The 15,850-nt window shown below is 63.8% G+C and carries 20 protein-coding genes; 10 read left to right on the top strand and 10 right to left on the bottom strand.

What is annotated here, in order from left to right; genetic code table 11:
* From EXZ48_RS32805 to EXZ48_RS32825, 5 genes are all read right to left on the bottom strand, one after another.
* The coding region (locus EXZ48_RS32805; RefSeq protein WP_130521206.1) for a methyl-accepting chemotaxis protein at window positions 1–1,148 on the bottom strand (1,148 nt) is incomplete at its 3' end.
* 17 nt (window positions 1,149–1,165) lie between these two features.
* Window positions 1,166–1,678 carry a chemotaxis protein CheW gene (locus EXZ48_RS32810; RefSeq protein ID WP_050745416.1) on the bottom strand — a complete coding sequence of 171 codons (513 nt, stop codon included), beginning with the start codon at window positions 1,676–1,678 and terminating at the stop codon, window positions 1,166–1,168.
* Window positions 1,675–3,672, bottom strand: coding sequence for a chemotaxis protein CheA (locus tag EXZ48_RS32815; RefSeq protein ID WP_130521208.1), 1,998 nt, complete (start codon window positions 3,670–3,672; stop codon window positions 1,675–1,677). Before EXZ48_RS32815 ends, EXZ48_RS32810 begins: the two co-directional genes overlap by 4 nt.
* Entirely contained in the window at window positions 3,669–4,037 is a 369-nt protein-coding gene (locus EXZ48_RS32820) for a response regulator (protein WP_023516695.1), read from the bottom strand. The genes EXZ48_RS32815 and EXZ48_RS32820 overlap by 4 nt, the downstream gene beginning before the upstream one ends.
* The gene (locus EXZ48_RS32825) at window positions 4,037–4,363 is read right to left on the bottom strand and encodes an STAS domain-containing protein (RefSeq protein ID WP_130521209.1); all 327 of its coding nucleotides are present in this window, start codon (window positions 4,361–4,363) and stop codon (window positions 4,037–4,039) included. Before EXZ48_RS32825 ends, EXZ48_RS32820 begins: the two co-directional genes overlap by 1 nt.
* Window positions 4,364–4,728: 365 nt before the next feature.
* Between EXZ48_RS32825 and EXZ48_RS32830 the strand changes: the two genes are divergently transcribed.
* From EXZ48_RS32830 to modC, 4 genes are all read left to right on the top strand, one after another.
* Window positions 4,729–6,453 carry a type VII secretion target gene (locus tag EXZ48_RS32830; protein WP_165909499.1) on the top strand — a complete coding sequence of 575 codons (1,725 nt, stop codon included), beginning with the start codon at window positions 4,729–4,731 and terminating at the stop codon, window positions 6,451–6,453.
* A 269-nt stretch (window positions 6,454–6,722) separates the two neighbouring features.
* Window positions 6,723–7,496, top strand: a complete 774-nt coding sequence (modA, locus tag EXZ48_RS32835; RefSeq protein ID WP_023515918.1) for a molybdate ABC transporter substrate-binding protein — start codon at window positions 6,723–6,725, stop codon at window positions 7,494–7,496.
* Between the two features lie 251 nt (window positions 7,497–7,747).
* Window positions 7,748–8,449 (top strand): molybdate ABC transporter permease subunit, encoded by a 702-nt coding sequence (gene modB / locus EXZ48_RS32840; RefSeq protein ID WP_130521211.1) that lies wholly within the window; start codon window positions 7,748–7,750, stop codon window positions 8,447–8,449.
* Window positions 8,446–9,519: a molybdenum ABC transporter ATP-binding protein gene (gene modC, locus EXZ48_RS32845; RefSeq protein ID WP_130521212.1), complete on the top strand. Its 1,074-nt coding sequence runs from the start codon at window positions 8,446–8,448 to the stop codon at window positions 9,517–9,519. The genes modB and modC overlap by 4 nt, the downstream gene beginning before the upstream one ends.
* A gap of 3 nt (window positions 9,520–9,522) precedes the next feature.
* Here modC and EXZ48_RS32850 read toward each other — a convergent pair whose 3' ends face one another.
* A complete protein-coding gene (locus EXZ48_RS32850) occupies window positions 9,523–9,882 on the bottom strand; it encodes a winged helix-turn-helix domain-containing protein (protein WP_130521214.1) in 360 nt (119 codons plus the stop codon).
* Window positions 9,883–9,968: 86 nt separating this feature from the next.
* Window positions 9,969–11,306: an aspartate aminotransferase family protein gene (locus EXZ48_RS32855; RefSeq protein ID WP_130521216.1), complete on the bottom strand. Its 1,338-nt coding sequence runs from the start codon at window positions 11,304–11,306 to the stop codon at window positions 9,969–9,971.
* A gap of 145 nt (window positions 11,307–11,451) precedes the next feature.
* Between EXZ48_RS32855 and EXZ48_RS32860 the strand changes: the two genes are divergently transcribed.
* Window positions 11,452–12,000, top strand: coding sequence for a cupin domain-containing protein (locus EXZ48_RS32860; protein ID WP_023514244.1), 549 nt, complete (start codon window positions 11,452–11,454; stop codon window positions 11,998–12,000).
* 59 nt (window positions 12,001–12,059) lie between these two features.
* Here the strand turns inward: EXZ48_RS32860 and EXZ48_RS32865 are convergent, their stop codons facing one another.
* Window positions 12,060–12,860, bottom strand: a complete 801-nt coding sequence (locus EXZ48_RS32865; RefSeq protein WP_130521218.1) for a response regulator — start codon at window positions 12,858–12,860, stop codon at window positions 12,060–12,062.
* A 149-nt stretch (window positions 12,861–13,009) separates the two neighbouring features.
* Here EXZ48_RS32865 and EXZ48_RS32870 point away from each other — a divergent pair, with 149 nt between their 5' ends.
* Window positions 13,010–13,207 (top strand): NepR family anti-sigma factor, encoded by a 198-nt coding sequence (locus EXZ48_RS32870; RefSeq protein WP_130521220.1) that lies wholly within the window; start codon window positions 13,010–13,012, stop codon window positions 13,205–13,207.
* A 78-nt stretch (window positions 13,208–13,285) separates the two neighbouring features.
* Here the strand turns inward: EXZ48_RS32870 and EXZ48_RS32875 are convergent, their stop codons facing one another.
* Both EXZ48_RS32875 and EXZ48_RS32880 read right to left on the bottom strand, forming a co-directional pair.
* Window positions 13,286–13,546, bottom strand: coding sequence for a YMGG-like glycine zipper-containing protein (locus EXZ48_RS32875; protein WP_023514829.1), 261 nt, complete (start codon window positions 13,544–13,546; stop codon window positions 13,286–13,288).
* A 29-nt stretch (window positions 13,547–13,575) separates the two neighbouring features.
* Window positions 13,576–13,731, bottom strand: a complete 156-nt coding sequence (locus tag EXZ48_RS32880) for a DUF3309 family protein (RefSeq protein ID WP_023514830.1) — start codon at window positions 13,729–13,731, stop codon at window positions 13,576–13,578.
* 178 nt (window positions 13,732–13,909) lie between these two features.
* On the opposite strand from EXZ48_RS32880, the gene EXZ48_RS32885 reads away from it, so the two are divergent.
* From EXZ48_RS32885 to EXZ48_RS32900, 4 genes are all read left to right on the top strand, one after another.
* The gene (locus EXZ48_RS32885) at window positions 13,910–14,248 is read left to right on the top strand and encodes a hypothetical protein (protein WP_130521222.1); all 339 of its coding nucleotides are present in this window, start codon (window positions 13,910–13,912) and stop codon (window positions 14,246–14,248) included.
* A gap of 81 nt (window positions 14,249–14,329) precedes the next feature.
* Complete coding sequence (locus tag EXZ48_RS32890) at window positions 14,330–14,527, top strand: CsbD family protein (protein WP_023514832.1); 198 nt, start codon at window positions 14,330–14,332, stop codon at window positions 14,525–14,527.
* Window positions 14,528–14,718: 191 nt separating this feature from the next.
* Window positions 14,719–14,883 (top strand): DUF1328 domain-containing protein, encoded by a 165-nt coding sequence (locus EXZ48_RS32895; RefSeq protein WP_023514833.1) that lies wholly within the window; start codon window positions 14,719–14,721, stop codon window positions 14,881–14,883.
* Between the two features lie 130 nt (window positions 14,884–15,013).
* Window positions 15,014–15,514, top strand: a complete 501-nt coding sequence (locus tag EXZ48_RS32900) for a TIGR00645 family protein (protein ID WP_024270286.1) — start codon at window positions 15,014–15,016, stop codon at window positions 15,512–15,514.
* Window positions 15,515–15,850 lie beyond the last annotated feature (336 nt).

A 15,850-nucleotide genomic window follows, 5' to 3' on the forward strand; every position in this document is an offset into this window, starting at 1 on the left:
ACGGCAAAGCCCTTGCCGTGTTCGCCGGCACGGGCCGCCTCGACGGCGGCGTTGAGGGCGAGAAGGTCGGTCTGGCGAGCGATTTCCTGCACGATGGAGATCTTTTCCGCGATCGTGCGCATGGCGCTGACGGCGCGGCCGACGGCCTGGCCGGATGCTTCCGCGTCACGAGAGGACTGGCGGGCGATCTTTTCGGTCTGGGCGGCGTTGTCGGCGTTCTGCTTGATATTGGAGGCCATCTCTTCCATCGAGGCGGAGGCCTCTTCGGCGGAGGATGCCTGTTCCGTGGCGCCCTGGGAAAGGGTCTCGGAGCTGGCCGACAGTTCCTGGCTGCCGGAGGAGACGTTGTCGGATGCCGAAAGGGCATCGGCGACGACGCCGCGCAGGCGCTCGATCATCGTGTTGACGTGGCCGAGCAGGTCGCCGATCTCGTCCTTGGAAGAAATCTCGGCAAACCGGGTGAGGTCGCCGTCCGCCACGTTCTGCACCACGCCGACGGCGCGGGAAATGCCGCGGTTGATCGATACGACGATCCACAGGGCAGCGCCGGTCGCTACGAGAAGCGCAATGGCCGCAACCGCCACCATAATCGTGCGGGTGCTCTGATACTGGGCGTCGGCGGCCGCTTGCGCCTCGTTCAGGCGGCCGGCCTCGAGCTTGACGACTTCGCCGAGCAGCTGGTCGATCTCGTTGGTGGCGGCGCGGGCGTCGGTCGTCGAAACACGGGTGGCACCCGCGGTATCGCCGGCAAGCGCCAGCGCACGGATGCGGTTGTCATCGCGGCGGAAGTCCTTGGTGAAACCGTCGAGCTTGTTCCAGAGAACCTTGCCCTGTTCCGTCGCCTTGCTCAGAACTTCCTGGAAGGTCGTGTCGAATTCCTTGCGGGCTTCGTCGCTGAGCGCGATGTAGCGGTTGGTTTCGGTGGGGTTGGCCGAGGACAGCATGTTCTTCTGCTGGCGGATCTGCTGGAGTTGCAGGTTGTTCAGTGTCTGGGCGAGTTTCAGGCGCTCGGCGGGGCCGTTCAGTACGTCGCCCAGCGTCGTGTTGAGGCCGCCGAGGCTCAGGATGCCATAGGCCGCCGTGCCGATGAGGACGGCCAGCATGAACGCAAAGGTCAGGAATAATTTGAGCTTGATTGTAAAACGCATGGATGTCTCCTGATGTCCTAGTTCGGCGGAGGTGCCGGGCGGTCTTTCTGGGAGGAAAAGATCGCGTGAAGGTTCGGGACGATGATGAATTCGCCACCTCGCTTGACGAGGCAGTTGATGTAGTCCGCCCGCCAGCGCATGCCGACGCTCGGCGGCGGCTCGCTGGCGACTTTCGGCAGGGTCGTGACTTCGTTGACCTTGTCGGTGCGGATGCCGATCAGCGTCGCCTCGTCGTCTAGATCGAGCTCGATGACGACGATGCGGCTGTCGATGGTGGTTTCCGTCGCGTCCATCCCGAAGGCAAGGCGGATATCGGCAAGCGGGATCACCTTGCCGCGGAAATTGATGACGCTGGAAACGAAGGGCTTGCTGCCGGGCACGTGGGTTTCGGGCAGGAGATCGAGGATTTCCTGCACGACGATCGCCTCGATGGCGAAGGTCTCGCCGTTGAGGTTGAAGGTGAGGACGGAGAGGTCCTCTTCCGCGCCCCAGATCGCGTCGTAGTCGAGTTTTCGTGCCGCTTCGCTCATCCTGCCACGCGCATTTGCGCCTCCTGCTGCTGTCCGGCCGCGACAAGATGCGTGACGTCGAGGATCAGCGCGACGCTGCCATCGCCGAGGATGGTCGCGCCGGAGAAGGTGTCGACGTCATGGTGCAGCTTGGACATGGATTTGATGACTGTCTGGTGGTCGCCGATGATCTGGTCGACGACGAGGCCGACGCGCTCCGAGCCGGTCGAGATGACGACGACCTTCTGGTGTTGATCCGGCTGGGTGCCGGTGCGGAAGAGTTCCCGCAGGCGCAGGAAGGGCACCAGGCTGTCGCGCAGCGAGATGAAGCTGCGCCCGCGCGAGCGCAGATCGTCCTCCAGCGAGAGTTCCAGGCACTCCTCGACCGCCGAGAGCGGAATGACGTAGCAGCCCTGGCCGACGCGCACGAGCAGGCCCTCGATGATGGCGAGCGTCAGCGGGATGCGCAGCGACACTTCCGAGCCTTCGCCCGGCTTGCTGGTGATGTCGATCGTGCCGCGCAGCGCCTCGACCGTCTTCTTCACCACATCCATGCCGACGCCGCGGCCGGAAAGGTTCGTCACCGCCTGGGCGGTCGAGAAACCGGGCTGGAAGATCAGTTGGAGGAGGTCCTGGTCGGTCAGCGTCGCGCCCGGCTGGATGATGCCCGACGATTCCGCCTTGGCGCGCACCCGCTCACGGTTGATGCCGCGGCCGTCATCCTTGATGGTGATGATGACCTCGCCGCCCGTCTGGTGCGCCGAAAGAATGACCCGGCCCTTCGCCTCCTTGCCGGCGGCGATGCGCTCCTCCGGCTTTTCGAGGCCATGGTCGATGGAGTTGCGCACGAGATGCACCAGCGGATCGGCAAGCCGGTCGATAACCGTCTTGTCGACTTCCGTGCTCTCGCCCTCGGTGATCAGCTCGATTTCCTTGCCGGTCTCGCGCGACAGATCGTGCACGAGGCGGCGGAAGCGGCTGAAGAGGCTCGCGACCGGCATCATGCGCAGCACCATCATCGTGTCGCGCAGCTCGCCGGAGAGGCGTTCGATTTCCTCGGAAACCGAGCGCAGGCCGAGATCGGCCGCCGCGCCCGCAAGCTGGGTGAGGCGCGACTGGGCGATGACGAGCTCGCCGACCCGGTCCATCATCTCGTCCAGCCGTTCGGCCGGCACGCGCACGTTTTCGGCGGATTTCGCCTGCTTGGAATCGTTGGCCGCCTGCACCGCCGGCGCTTCCCTCTCGGTAACGACGACAGCCTTGGCGATCGGCACGTCCAAGGATTTTGCCACCGCGATGGGCCGCTCGACGGCGCTCTCGGTGATCTCGAGCTCCATGTCGTCCATGACGAAGATGAAGACATCCTCGATATCGGCACGCGGCCGCTCGGTCTTCAGCGTCACGTCCCAGCTTACATGGATATCGCGCGGCTCCAGCGCGGAGAGCTCCGGCACCTTGGACGTGTCGGCGATGATCCGGCATTCGCCGAGGTCACGCATTTCGTCGAGCAGGCCGAGCGGATTGGTGCCGTTCGCCATGGCGTTGACCGGCAGGCTGAAACGGATGCGCCATTCGCGCAGGCCGGCCTCTTCCGCAACAGGGGCGGCGGCAACGGCGGCGGTGACGGGAGCAGGGGAGCCCGCGCCGTTGACGGCACGGTGCAGGTTGTCGAGCAGCGCGGCGCTCATCGCGTCATGGTCGCCGTTCGGCGTTTCCAGGAGCGCGCGCATATGGTCCTGCGCGGAGAGAACCGCCGAGACCAGCTCGTGCGTGGCCGGCACGTCGCCCTTGCGCACGCGGTCGAAGGCGGTCTCGCAATGGTGGGTGAAGGCGGCGAGCGCGTCGAAGCCGAACATCGCGCCCGAGCCCTTCAACGTGTGGAGGCCCCGGAAGACCGCATCGATCTGGTCGCGGTCGTCGAGGCTGCGGGTAAGGTCGAGGAGGCCGGACTCGATCTGTTCCAGCAGTTCGGCCGCTTCTGTCCGGAAGACTGAGATCGGGTCCGGGTTCGTCATCTTCCGAGGACCTTCTTGGCGATCTTGACGAGGCTTTCGGGATCGAACGGCTTGGTCAGCCAGCCGGTGGCGCCGGCGGCTTTCGCCTGCGCCTTGATCTCGCCGTCGGATTCGGTGGTGAGGAAGATGACCGGCACGCCCGTATGCGCGGGCAGCTTGCGCAGCTCGCGGATCATCGTCAGGCCGTCCATGTTCGGCATGTTGAGGTCGGTAACGACGAGATCGTACTCGCCGCCCTTCAGCTTGTTGAGGCCGTCGAGGCCATCGACCGCCTCGGTCACGGCATAGCCGGCATTGCTGAGGGTGACGCGCGTCGTCAGCCGGATGCTGGCGGAATCGTCAACGGTCAAGATCTTCGCGGTCATCAATTCTTCTCCTGGTGCAGCCAGAAATGCGCGGCCTCGGATGTCATCTCGTCGAGAAAGCCGCCACGTTTCAGCACGTCGTAAAGGTCACCGGAGGCGGGCCGGGCAAGTAGAACGCGCCCCGCCTTGGCCTCGGCCTGTTTGCGGGCCGCCGTGACAAGCTGAACAAAGCTGAGGTCGACCTGCGCAGCCTCATCGATATCCAGTATTGCGGCGGGATTATTGTTCAGGAAATCCGAGATCAACTCTTGAACGGACGTTATAGTCTTGATGGTGAGTGTCGTGGGTAAGGTTAACGACGCATCACCGGGCAGGGTTGATGGCATGGAGGCCTCGATATCAGTTTCGAGAGATAGTATTTCCCGCCCCAGAATCCCAAGTCACGCTTAATGAACGGTAAAGCGCGGTTGCTAATTTCATCCATCGGTCGTTTGAGTGCCCCTTATACACTACCTCCCCTTACGGCAGGAATTTAGCATAAGTATTTGAAATAAATATAAAATTATTAATATTAGACGTTCTTTATATTATTTATAAATCCCTAATTCTAGGGATGCCTGCATCCACGGGTGGTGGCCTGGAAATGACCCTGCCGGCACGGGATTCCATTGCATGAGGAAAAGCGAATTTACTGCGCGTTACATTGTTGGTCCTAGGGTTCGCTCACGGGTTCTTGCAGATGGGGTATGGCGTGTCAGGAATAGCGAACGCAGTGCGCGTGGAGCGGCAGACGGCGGAGGGAGAGCTTGTCTCTCGCCTTGAAGGGGCCCGTTCCCGCATCGAGCAGCGGTTCCTTGACGGCGGCGTCGTGCTGCTCTCGGTATTGGACGTGCTCAACCGGCTTGTCGCCTCGCTGGAGAACCTGTCCGGTTCGCTCGGCGACGAGGCTGCGGAGGCGACGATCGGCCGGCTCATCGCCACCGTCGATCAGCTGACCGCGCTGCCCGGCATCGAGGAACAACGCCAGCAGCGCCTCGCCAATGTCGCCATCACGGAAAAATCCCTCGGCACCCACATCGCCGACATGCAGGAAACGTTGCGTTACCTTCGCACCTTCGCGACGACAGCGAAGATCACCGGCGCAGCCATCCCGGATTTCGCGGGCTTTGCGGAAGAAATTCTCGAGCGCATCCAGTTCGGCTCCAGTGAGGTCAATGCGCTTGGCGCCAAGATCGGCACGCTTGGCGCCGTCATCGAGACCGCCTCGGCCGGGGGCGGGGATGCGCTGGAGCGCTTCCGCCGCTCCGTGCCTGACATTGCCGGCAATCTCTCGCGCAATGCCGCGGACCTGACGGCGCAGCGCCGCCACCTATCGCAGCTTGCTGCCAGGGTGGGTGCGGCGGCGCGCGGCGTACAGGGCAAGGTTGCCACCACGCTGTCGGCCATGCAGATCGGCGACATCACGCGTCAGCGCATCGAACATTGCCAATCCGCCTTCACCTTCCTGGATGAGTATCTTGCGGCTGGAACGCTCGACGCGGAGGCCGCCGGCCGCCTGACGGCGCTGATCCGCCACCTCGTGCACGACCAGCTTGTCGAGATCGCCGGCGACTTTGCGCGCGACTGCAAGACCGTGGTCGGGACGATCCGCAGCTTCGGCGCCGACATCGACGGCCTGATGGCGCTCTATGGCGACATGGACGCTGCCGACGGCCGCTCCGCCGACCGCGCCATGCGCATCCTGGAGGCCGACATCGCAGCCGCCCGTGCCGTCGTGCGCGACATCGAGCAGGCGGCCGACAAGGCCAATGTGCTCGGCGCGAGCACGGTCGAGACCGTGCAGGGCCTCCTGAAGGGTGTGAAGACGATCCAGCTCGTGCGCACCGACATCCACTACATGGCCCTTAACACCAACCTGCGCTGCGGCAAACTCGGCGAGGAGGGGCGGGCAATCAATGTGGTGACGGCCGAACTGCGCCTGTTTTCCAGCCAGCTCGACGAGACGGCGGAGCGCATTCTTGTCGCCCTGCAGTCGCTCGAAGGGGATGCCGGCAAGCTGCGCGAGGCGGGCACCGCCGCCGGCGGCTCGCTCGATGCGCATCTGGACGAGGCGCTGGAGCATATCCGCCGGGCGGGCGACCGCATGGAGGAGGACATGACGGCTTTGCGCGCCTGTGGCGCCGACGTTTCCGCCAAGGCGGGCCGAACGGTCGCCGACCTCGATTTCAAGGCCGAGCTCGGCGACGTGCTGGCCGATTGTTCCGCCCGTGCGGGCGAGCTCATTGGCCACAGCCTGCCGGATACGGCGGGCCTCGAGCAGGCGATGGCTGATCTCGGCAGCCGGATCGCGCGCACCTATACCATGGTCTCCGAACGCGAGGTGCATGCCCGCGTCTTCGGCACCACCCTGGACGTGGCGGCAGCGCCTGCGGCTGCGCAAAGCGACGAAGATCTGTTCGACGACGCACTGTTCTAGGATCCCCATCCCCGGCATTGCAGGCCAGCATATGGCGGGTTCCACGCGTTCGTAAGCGCAGGAGAGCCGCCTTTTCCACATCGTCCGTGCTCAATGCCGGTTGTTCCGGGGGGCGCGTTCGTCCAGGTACGGCTGCCCTCGCCATTCCAAGCGAATGGCCATCGTCTGTTTCCGTATATTTTTGAAAATATAGCGCTGGCAAAGCCGCAAGTGTCGATATATTCAAGGGGATATCACGCTGCTGTCAGGCAGGAAAAGGGAGAACAGGAATGAACCGTCGTCTGCTTCTGAAACTCGTCGTCGCCGCCTTCGCGTCGCTGCCGCTCGCCCTGCCGGTTGCGGCCGCAGAAAAGGTCACCGTCTTTGCCGCCGCAAGCCTGAAGAACGCGCTGGATGCGGCGAATGCCGCCTGGTCGAAGGAAACCGGCAACGAGACGACGGTCTCCTATGCCGCAAGCTCGGCGCTCGCCAAGCAGATCGAGGCGGCGGCGCCCGCCGATCTCTTCATCTCCGCTGATCTTGCCTGGATGGACTACGTCGCCGAGAAGAAGCTGATCAAGGACGACACCCGCGCGAACCTCCTCGGCAACCGTATCGTGCTGGTCGCGCCGAAGGACAAGGCCTCGACCGTCGAGATCAAGGAGGGCTTCGACCTTGCCGGCCTCGTCGGTGACGGCAAGCTCGCCATGGGTGCGGTCGACAGCGTGCCGGCCGGCAAATATGGCAAGGCGGCGCTCGAAAAGCTCGGCGTCTGGTCGTCGGTCGAAGGCAAGGTCGCCGGCGCCGAAAGCGTGCGTGCGGCGCTTGCCCTCGTCTCGCGCGGCGAGGCGCCCTACGGTATCGTCTATCAGACGGATGCCGCCGCCGATCCGGGCGTCGCCGTCGTCGGGACCTTCCCGGAAGACAGTCACCCGCCGATCATCTACCCGGTCGCCATCCTGACGGAATCCAAGAGCGCCGCTGCCGCCGCCTATCTCGATTTCCTGAAGTCCGACAAGGCCGCGCCCTTCTTCACTGAGCAGGGTTTTACGATCCTGAAGTAAGACGAGCCTCGCGATAGCTTTGGGTGGTAGACCGCAACGGATCCACGTGCCGGTGCGGTTGCTGCGCCTCATCCCGCTGCCGCGACCTTCTCCCTGCAAGCGGGGAGAAGGCGTTTGCGGCAAGGGCGCGAGAAAATGGCGGGGCACCCCCATAGCTCCGCTTGCGGGAAGAAGGTGCCGCAGGCGGATGAGGGGTTTCGGCCCAAATCCAGGCGGCACCTGCGGGCTGTTCGCCAATCAAAGGAGTATGCGTGGACTGGCTTGCCTTGAGCGACGAGGAATGGACGGCGATCCGGCTCAGCCTTCGGGTCTCGGCGGTTGCCGTCCTCGTCAGTTTGCCGCTCGGCATCCTCGCCGCTTTGGCACTGGCCCGCGGCCGCTTCTGGGGCAAGTCGCTGCTGAACGGCCTCGTGCACCTGCCGCTGATCCTGCCGCCCGTCGTCACCGGTTTCCTGCTGCTCGTCTTGTTCGGCCGGCGCGGTCCCATCGGCTCCGTGCTGGACGAATGGTTCGGCATCGTTCTCTCCTTCCGCTGGACCGGCGCGGCGCTCGCCTGCGGCGTCATGGGCTTTCCGCTGATGGTGCGTTCGATCCGCCTCTCCATCGAGGCCGTCGACCGCAAGCTGGAGGAGGCGGCAGGCACGCTCGGCGCGAGCCCCCTCTGGGTTTTCCTCACGGTTACTCTGCCGCTCATCCTGCCCGGCGTGCTGGCCGGCATGATCCTCGCCTTCGCCAAGGCGATGGGCGAGTTCGGCGCCACCATCACCTTCGTCTCCAACATTCCCGGTGAGACGCAGACGCTGTCGGCCGCGATCTACACCTTCACCCAGGTGCCCGGCGGCGATGCCGGCGCGATGCGCCTCACCCTCGTCGCCATCGTCATTTCCATGGCCGCGCTCATCGCCTCCGAGGTGCTCGCCCAGCGCCTCGGTCGCAAGGTACACCTCGAATGAGCCTCGTCGTCGAAGCCCGCCACCGGCTCGGCGATTTTTCGCTGGATGCCGCCTTTGCCGCCGATGGCGGCGTGACCGCGTTGTTCGGCCGGTCCGGCTCGGGAAAAACCTCGCTGGTCCGCATCATCGCCGGCCTTACGCAACCGGCAGAAGGCCGCGTCCTGCTCGGCGACGAGGTTCTGGTCGATACCGCCCGCCGTATCTTCGTGCCGGCCCACAGACGGCGCTTCGGCTATGTCTTCCAGGAAGCCCGTCTCTTCCCGCACCTCACCGTGCGGCAGAACCTCAATTATGGCCGCTGGTTCTCGCCGAAGGGCGCGCGCACGGAAAACCCGGACCGTGTTGTCGACCTGCTCGGCATCGCCGGCCTGCTCGACCGCCAGCCGGCAAACCTGTCCGGCGGTGAGAAGCAGCGTGTCGCCATCGGTCGTGCACTGCTGGCCTCGCCCCGCCTGCTCTTGATGGACGAGCCGCTCGCCGCGCTCGACGAGGAGCGCAAGGCGGAAATTCTGCCTTATCTGGAGCGCCTGCGCGACGAGGTCGGCATTCCCATCGTCTATGTCAGCCATTCGGTGGCCGAGGTCGCGCGCCTTGCCGACCGGGTCGTGCTGATGGCGGATGGGCGCATCCAGGCGATCGGGGCGGCGTCGGACGTGCTGAGCGGCCCGCGGCTCACCTCCGCCGCCGAACGCCGGGAAGCCGGCAGCGTTCTTGCCGGCCGCGTCGAGGCGCGTGATGTCGCGCATGGCCTCGCCACCATCCGCCTTGAGGGCGGCGCGACGATCCTCGTGCCGGGCGCCGCGGTCTCGCCGGGCGAAACGGTGCGGCTGCGCATTCCCGCGCGCGACGTCATGATCGCGACGGTGCGCCCGGAAGGCCTCAGTGCGCTCAATATCCTGGAAGGCGTCGTCGAGGCGATCGAACCGGACGGCGAGGGCATGGCCAGCCTGCGCATAGCCTGCGGCGGCGATGTCGTCCGCGCCCGCATCACTGCGCTTTCCGTCGAGCGCCTCGGTCTTGCATCGGGCCTTTCGGTGCATGCCGTCATCAAGACGGTGGCGCTGGAATAGGTTTCAGTCGGCAAGGTTGTCGACGATCCAGCCGATATCCTCGGCCAGCGCCGCACGCGCCTTCGCTTCCATGGCGTGGTAATGGGCGATCAGCGCCTCGCCGAAGGGCGTCACGACAGCGCCGCCGCCCTGCTTGCCGCCGCGCTGCGATTCCACCACCGGCGTACGGAACAGCCGGTTCATCTCATCGACCAGCAACCAGGCCCGGCGATAGGACATGTCCATCGCCCGCCCGCCGGCGGAGATCGAGCCGGTTTCCCGGATATGCGCGAGAAGCTGGATCTTGCCGCGCCCGATGCGCCCTTCCGGCTCGAACTGGAGGCGGAAGATGAGTTTCGGTTCGGTCTTGGCGGATGCTGACATGAAACTGGGCCCGTATGGATACGGGCCCAGATATAACAGCGTTTTCCGCGATGTGCAGTGCCAAGCCGCTTCCGGCAGGGCCGAATTCAGGCGGCGCGCTTCAGGGCGTCGCCGAGGATCGAGACGATGTCCTCGAAATGCGTCTTCTCGGCGATCAGCGGCGGCGAAAAGGCGATGATGTCGCCGGTGACGCGGATCAGGAGGCCCTTCTCGAAGCAATCGACGAAGACGTCATAGGCCCGCGCCCCCGGTGCGCCGTCGCGCGAGGCAAGCTCGATGCCGGCGATGAGGCCGATCGTGCGGATGTCGATGATGTGCGGCAGGCCCTTCAGCGAATGCATCGCCGCATGCCAGTCGTCCTGCAATTCGGCGCCGCGGGTGAAGAGACCCTCGTCGCGGTAGATGTCGAGCGTCGCGATGCCGGCGGCGCAGGCCACTGGATGGCCGGAATAGGTGTAGCCGTGGAAGAGCTCGATGGCGTTTTCCGGCCCATGCATCAGCGCATCGTGCACCTTTCGGCTGGCGAAGACTGCGCCCATCGGGATGGCGCCGTTGGTCAGGCCCTTGGCGGTTGTCACGAGATCCGGCGTCACGCCGAAATAATCGGTGGCGAAGGCCGCGCCAAGGCGTCCGAAGCCGGTGATGACTTCGTCGAAGATCAGGAGGATGCCGTGCTTGTCGCAGGTCGCGCGCAGCTTTTCGAGATAGCCCTTCGGCGGGATCAGCACGCCGGTGGAGCCGGCGACCGGCTCGACGATGCAGGCGGCGATGGTTTCCGCGCCGTGCAGCGCGACCAGCCGCTCCAGGTCGTCGGCAAGCTCGGCGCCATGCTCCGGCTGGCCCTTCACGTAGGCGTTCTTCGCAAGGTCGTGGGTATGGCGCAGGTGGTCGGAGCCGGGGAGCTGCGGGAAGACGCGTCGGTTGTTGAGAATGCCGCCGACCGAAATACCGCCGAAGCCGACGCCGTGATAGCCGCGCTCGCGGCCGATGAGGCGCGTGCGCGTGCCCTGGCCGATGGCGCGCTGGTAGGCAATGGCGATCTTCAATGCGGTATCGACCGATTCCGAGCCGGAGCCGGTGTAGAAGACGCGGTCGAGCTTGGCGCCGTCAGGGCCGGGGGCGATCTCGGCCAGCCGCTCGGCGAAATCGAAGGCGACCGAATGGCCCATCTGGAAGGAGGGCGCGAAATCCATCTCGGTGAGCTGGCGCTCGACCGCGGCGGCGATCTGCCGGCGGCCATGGCCGGCATTGACGCACCACAGGCCTGCGGTGCCGTCGAGCACCTGGCGGCCGTCGGCGCTGGTGTAGTACATGCCTTCGGCGGCAGCGAGCAGGCGCGGCGCGGCCTTGAACTGGCGATTGGCGGTAAAGGGCATCCAGTAGCTGTCGAGCACCGGTGCATTGGGCTTGTTGTGAACGTTCATGGGAGATCTCCTCTGGCTGGCGGGATTGACGCCATGATTTGCGATGCCGAACAAGTCCTTTTCTTCTTGACGCCAACTGATTGAAAATTAAGGATATGGGTCGATCAGTTTTCGATATTTCGAACATCTAGAACAGGAAGTGGCCATGTCGGTCGATATCGGGGGCAGGCTGCGCCATCTGCGCATGGCCCACAATCTCTCCCAGCGCGAGCTCGCCAAGCGCGCGGGCGTTACCAATTCGACCATTTCGCTGATCGAATCCAACGCCTCCAACCCGTCGGTCGGTGCGCTGAAGCGCATCCTCGACGGCATCCCGATCGGTCTTGCGGAGTTCTTCGCCTTCGAGCCGGAGCGCCCCAAGAAGGCCTTCTACCGGTCGGACGAGCTGATCGAGATCGGCAAGGGACCGATTTCCTTCCGCCAGATCGGCGAAAACACCTTTGGCCGCAGCCTGCAGATCCTGAAGGAGTGCTACCAGCCCGGCGCCGACACCGGCAAGGTGCTGCTGGTGCATGATGGCGAGGAGGGCGGCATCGTGCTCTCCGGCCGGCTGGAGGTGACGGTGGACGACGAGCGGCGCATTCTCGGTCCGGGCGATGCCTATTATTTCGAAAGCCGCCGTCCGCACCGTTTCCGCTGCGTCGGCCCGGTGCCGTGCGAGGTCATCAGTGCCTGCACCCCGCCGACTTTTTGATATGGCAAGGAGGCAACGGCGCTGTTTCGTTCACGCCGTCGCCCTGTCTGCTCCGGCGCTCAGGCCGATTTGGCCAGCCGTGCCTGCTCGTCGAAGAACAGCGCCTGGCTGATCAGGGCCTTCACCATATCCGGATTGAACGGCTTGGTGACCAGGAAGGCCGGTTCCGGCTTTTCACCGGTCAAGAGCCGCTCCGGGAAGGCCGTGATGAAGATGACCGGGATCGTGCTGTTCTTCAGGATATCGTTGACGGCGTCGATGCCCGAGCTGCCGTCGGCCAGCTGGATATCGGCCAGCACCATGCGCGGCGAGGTGCGGTGGTAGAGCTCGACGGCCTCCGAATGGGTGCGCGCAATACCCGTCACATTGTGGCCGAGGCCCTTCACCATGTCCTCGATGTCCATGGCGATCAGCGGCTCGTCCTCGATGATCATGATATCGGTTGCCACCTGCCGCGAGATGTCGCGCGAGGCCTCGTCGAGCAGGGCGGCGAAGCGCTCTTCCGACATATCGAGAATGTCGGCGCCCTCGGCAAGGTCGAAGCCCTCGACGGCGACCAGCAGGAAAGCCTTGCGCTCCGCCGGCGGCAGGTTGGCAAGGTTGGCGGCCGCCTGGCGCTCCCAGCCGAAGGGGGACGTATTTTCCGGCAGCGTCACGTCGAGATTGTCGAACAGCGTGCAATAGAGCCGGTAGAGCGCAATCCGGTCGCTTCTCCCCTCGGGGTAGAGTGTGATATCGGCGACGAGCGCCTCAAGCATGGCTGCGACATAGGCGTCGCCCGAGGTCTGGGAGCCCGTCACTGCACGGGAAAACCGCCTCAGATAGGCGAGATGCGGTGCGATACGGGTGGAAAGTGACATTTAGTTCTCCCTGAATATGTTCCGCATCGGAACCGTTTCCGCTAGAGTTCACCATGCGGAAACCTATTGGTAGCATTCTAAGTCTGACTTGCTATTGGGAATCTGGGGCAAAAGGAAGATAGCGGGTGGCATCGGATGGAAACAAGACCATGATCGAGCCCAGTAAAGACAAGAAGCGTGCCGGGCGGGATGTCCCCGTCAAGGCCGCTTTCGACCCCAACGGCCCGATCGGCCGCAAGCTTAAGTCGTTTTACGACGTCATCGAGACGGAACCCGTGCCCGATCGTCTTCTCGATCTTCTGGAAAAGCTCGACGAGGCCGAGCTTCGTGCCAAGAGCGGTTCCTGAAAACATTCTTCCGTCCAGTTCCAGACATCAAGAAACGGGCCCGAGGGCCCGTTTTCCGTTTGTTGATCTTCGATCGCCTCAGCGGCAGCGCGCTTCGTACCGGCGGCCGTACCGGTCGCGGTAGATGCAGTAGCCACTGCGATCGGAGCGAGCGATGAGATAGCCCGCCGCACCGCCGATGGCGGCTCCTGCAAGCGCGCCGCCGGCGCGTCCCGTCACGACACCGCCGATGATGGCGCCTGTGCCCGCGCCGATCGCGGTGCCGCGTTCGGTCTGGGTACAGGCGGTGAGCGTCACCGTGGAGGCGACGAGGGCAAGCGCGATGATGGTGTTCTTCATGGTTCCGGCTCCTGGCTTGGGTGGGGGGATCAGATACGTCCCATGAGGACGAGGATGAGAAGGATGAGCACGATCAGCCCGAGGCCGCCGGAGGGACCATAGCCCCAGCTTCGGCTGTATCCCCAGTTCGGCAGGGCGCCGATCAGAAGCAGGATGAGAATGACAAGGAGGATGGTGCTGAGCATCGGTGCTTCCTTTCGCGTCCGGTTCGCGTTCGAGCGATGGGCCGAAAACGGGCCGTAACGAATTTTGTTCCCGAAAATGTGACAACACCGTCATCGGCTCTCGCCGGAACTTTCTTGGCTCCGTTCCGTTTCCAATGCCAACCGATGGGTGGTGACCCGACGGGTGATGGAGAGAGAAATGGAACACATAGCCGCAATCATGCTTCTGGTCGGCTGCAGCCATGGCGGCCTCACCTGCGAAGAACTGCAAGCGCCCCAGGTGGCGTTCGAGACGATGGAAGACTGCGTCGGCGCCCTGCCGGCCGCTTTGGGCGGGGCAGGGGCGGGCAAGCGTCTCGTGCATGGCCGCTGCGCGGTCGTCGACCCGGCCTGGGTCGAGGAAAATATTGAGATTACCTGGCGCGTCAGCAGCCAGAACGGTCTTGAGGTGCATGTCCGGCCGACCAGTCCGCCGGCAGGGGACATGATCGTCGCCGACAACGCTCACCCGGCCCAAGCGACGGCGCGGATGCATTGATAGGGTGAGGAACCTTTCCGGCACTTGCCGGTTTCCTCTTGGTCAACGCCATGCGTTCAATGGAACAGAAAGGACAGCGACATGAACTGGGATATCATCGAAGGCAAGTGGAACGAGTACAAGGGCAAGGCCCAGGCTCAGTGGGGCAAGCTCACCGATGACGACCTCGATGTCATCAAGGGGCGCCGCGTCGAGCTTTCAGGCAAGATCCAGCAGCGTTACGGCCTCGCCAAGGAGGAGGCCGAGCGGCAGATCGACGACTGGACGCGCCGTCACTAGAACGGACGCCGACCGCACTAGAACGGACGCCGACCGCATCGGTCACCGCTCATGCCGCCGCAGCCGAAAGGCTGCGGCGGCATTGTTTTTGGCGACAGGGCATCGCCCTGAAATCCTTTGTTTGATGACGGTTCGGGGAACTTTTTGTCGCGCCCCTCGTTTCTCCATCGATACAAAGAAGGAGTTCGAAAATGCTCTACTATGCTGTGGTCTTTCTCGTGATCGCCCTTGTTGCCGGCCTGCTCGGCTTCGGCGGCATTGCCGGCGCATCGGCCGGCATCGCGCAGATCCTGTTCTTCGTCTTCCTGGCCCTTCTGGTTCTCTCGCTGATCGCGGGCCTATTCCGACGGGCGTGAGGACGAAACAGACCGGAAAGGGCGGCGTTCGCGGACGCCGCCCTTTTTTGCGTCTGCGAACGACCCTTGCGGGGCTTCGAGCCATTGGTTAACAACGCATGAACTTGCCGAATCCCTTGGAGCCTGACCGATGAAATCCCTCGAACTCCTGGTCGAACGCATCATCCTGTCGAGCCGCTGGATCCTGGTGGTCTTCTATCTCGGCCTCGTCGCGGCGCTTGCCGTTTATGCGGTGTCCTTCCTCTACAAGTTCGCCAAGGTGGCGATGAACGTCTTCGTCTACGACGATGCGGAGATGATCCTCGCCATGCTCGGCCTCATCGATGCGGCGCTGGTCGCCAGCCTCATCCTCATGGTCATGATCGCCGGCTACGAGAATTTCGTCAGCCGTTTCGACGAGGCGGAGGCGGATGTCTCGTTCCTCGGCAAACTCGATTCCGGCAGCCTGAAGATCAAGGTTGCCTCGTCGATCGTCGCCATCTCCTCGATCCACCTGCTGCAGGTCTTCCTCAACGTGCAACAATATACCGACACCAAGCTGATGTGGCTGACCTTCATTCACCTCGCCTTCGTGGTTTCGGCGGTGCTGCTCGGTTTCCTCGAACAGATCATGTCCAAGCTGAAAGGCTGAAAGCCTTGCCAAGATCGGGAGAGGAGGGCGCCGCGGATATCCGCTGGCGCCCTTTTCTTTTGGCGCGACGTCAAGTGAAACCGTCACGCTGTCCCCGACATTCTCGTTATGCACCGGGTGTCTTTGCCGTGTCGCTGCGCAATATCCCCCTCCCACCTTCTGTTTGACCATCTGGACAAAGTTTTCTGCCGTGATTTGGGGGGGCGAAGGGTGTTCAGGGGGCATCCAACCTTCCGCCAAAGTGAAAATCCTTTATTTTCAACATCTTACACATTTTTGAAGTTTTCTTGAAAATGTCTGTTGACGTATGCGGATGAGTGGGCCTATAACCCGGCC

This window comes from Shinella sp. JR1-6 (genome assembly GCF_004284735.1).
Taxonomy (GTDB): domain Bacteria; phylum Pseudomonadota; class Alphaproteobacteria; order Rhizobiales; family Rhizobiaceae; genus Shinella.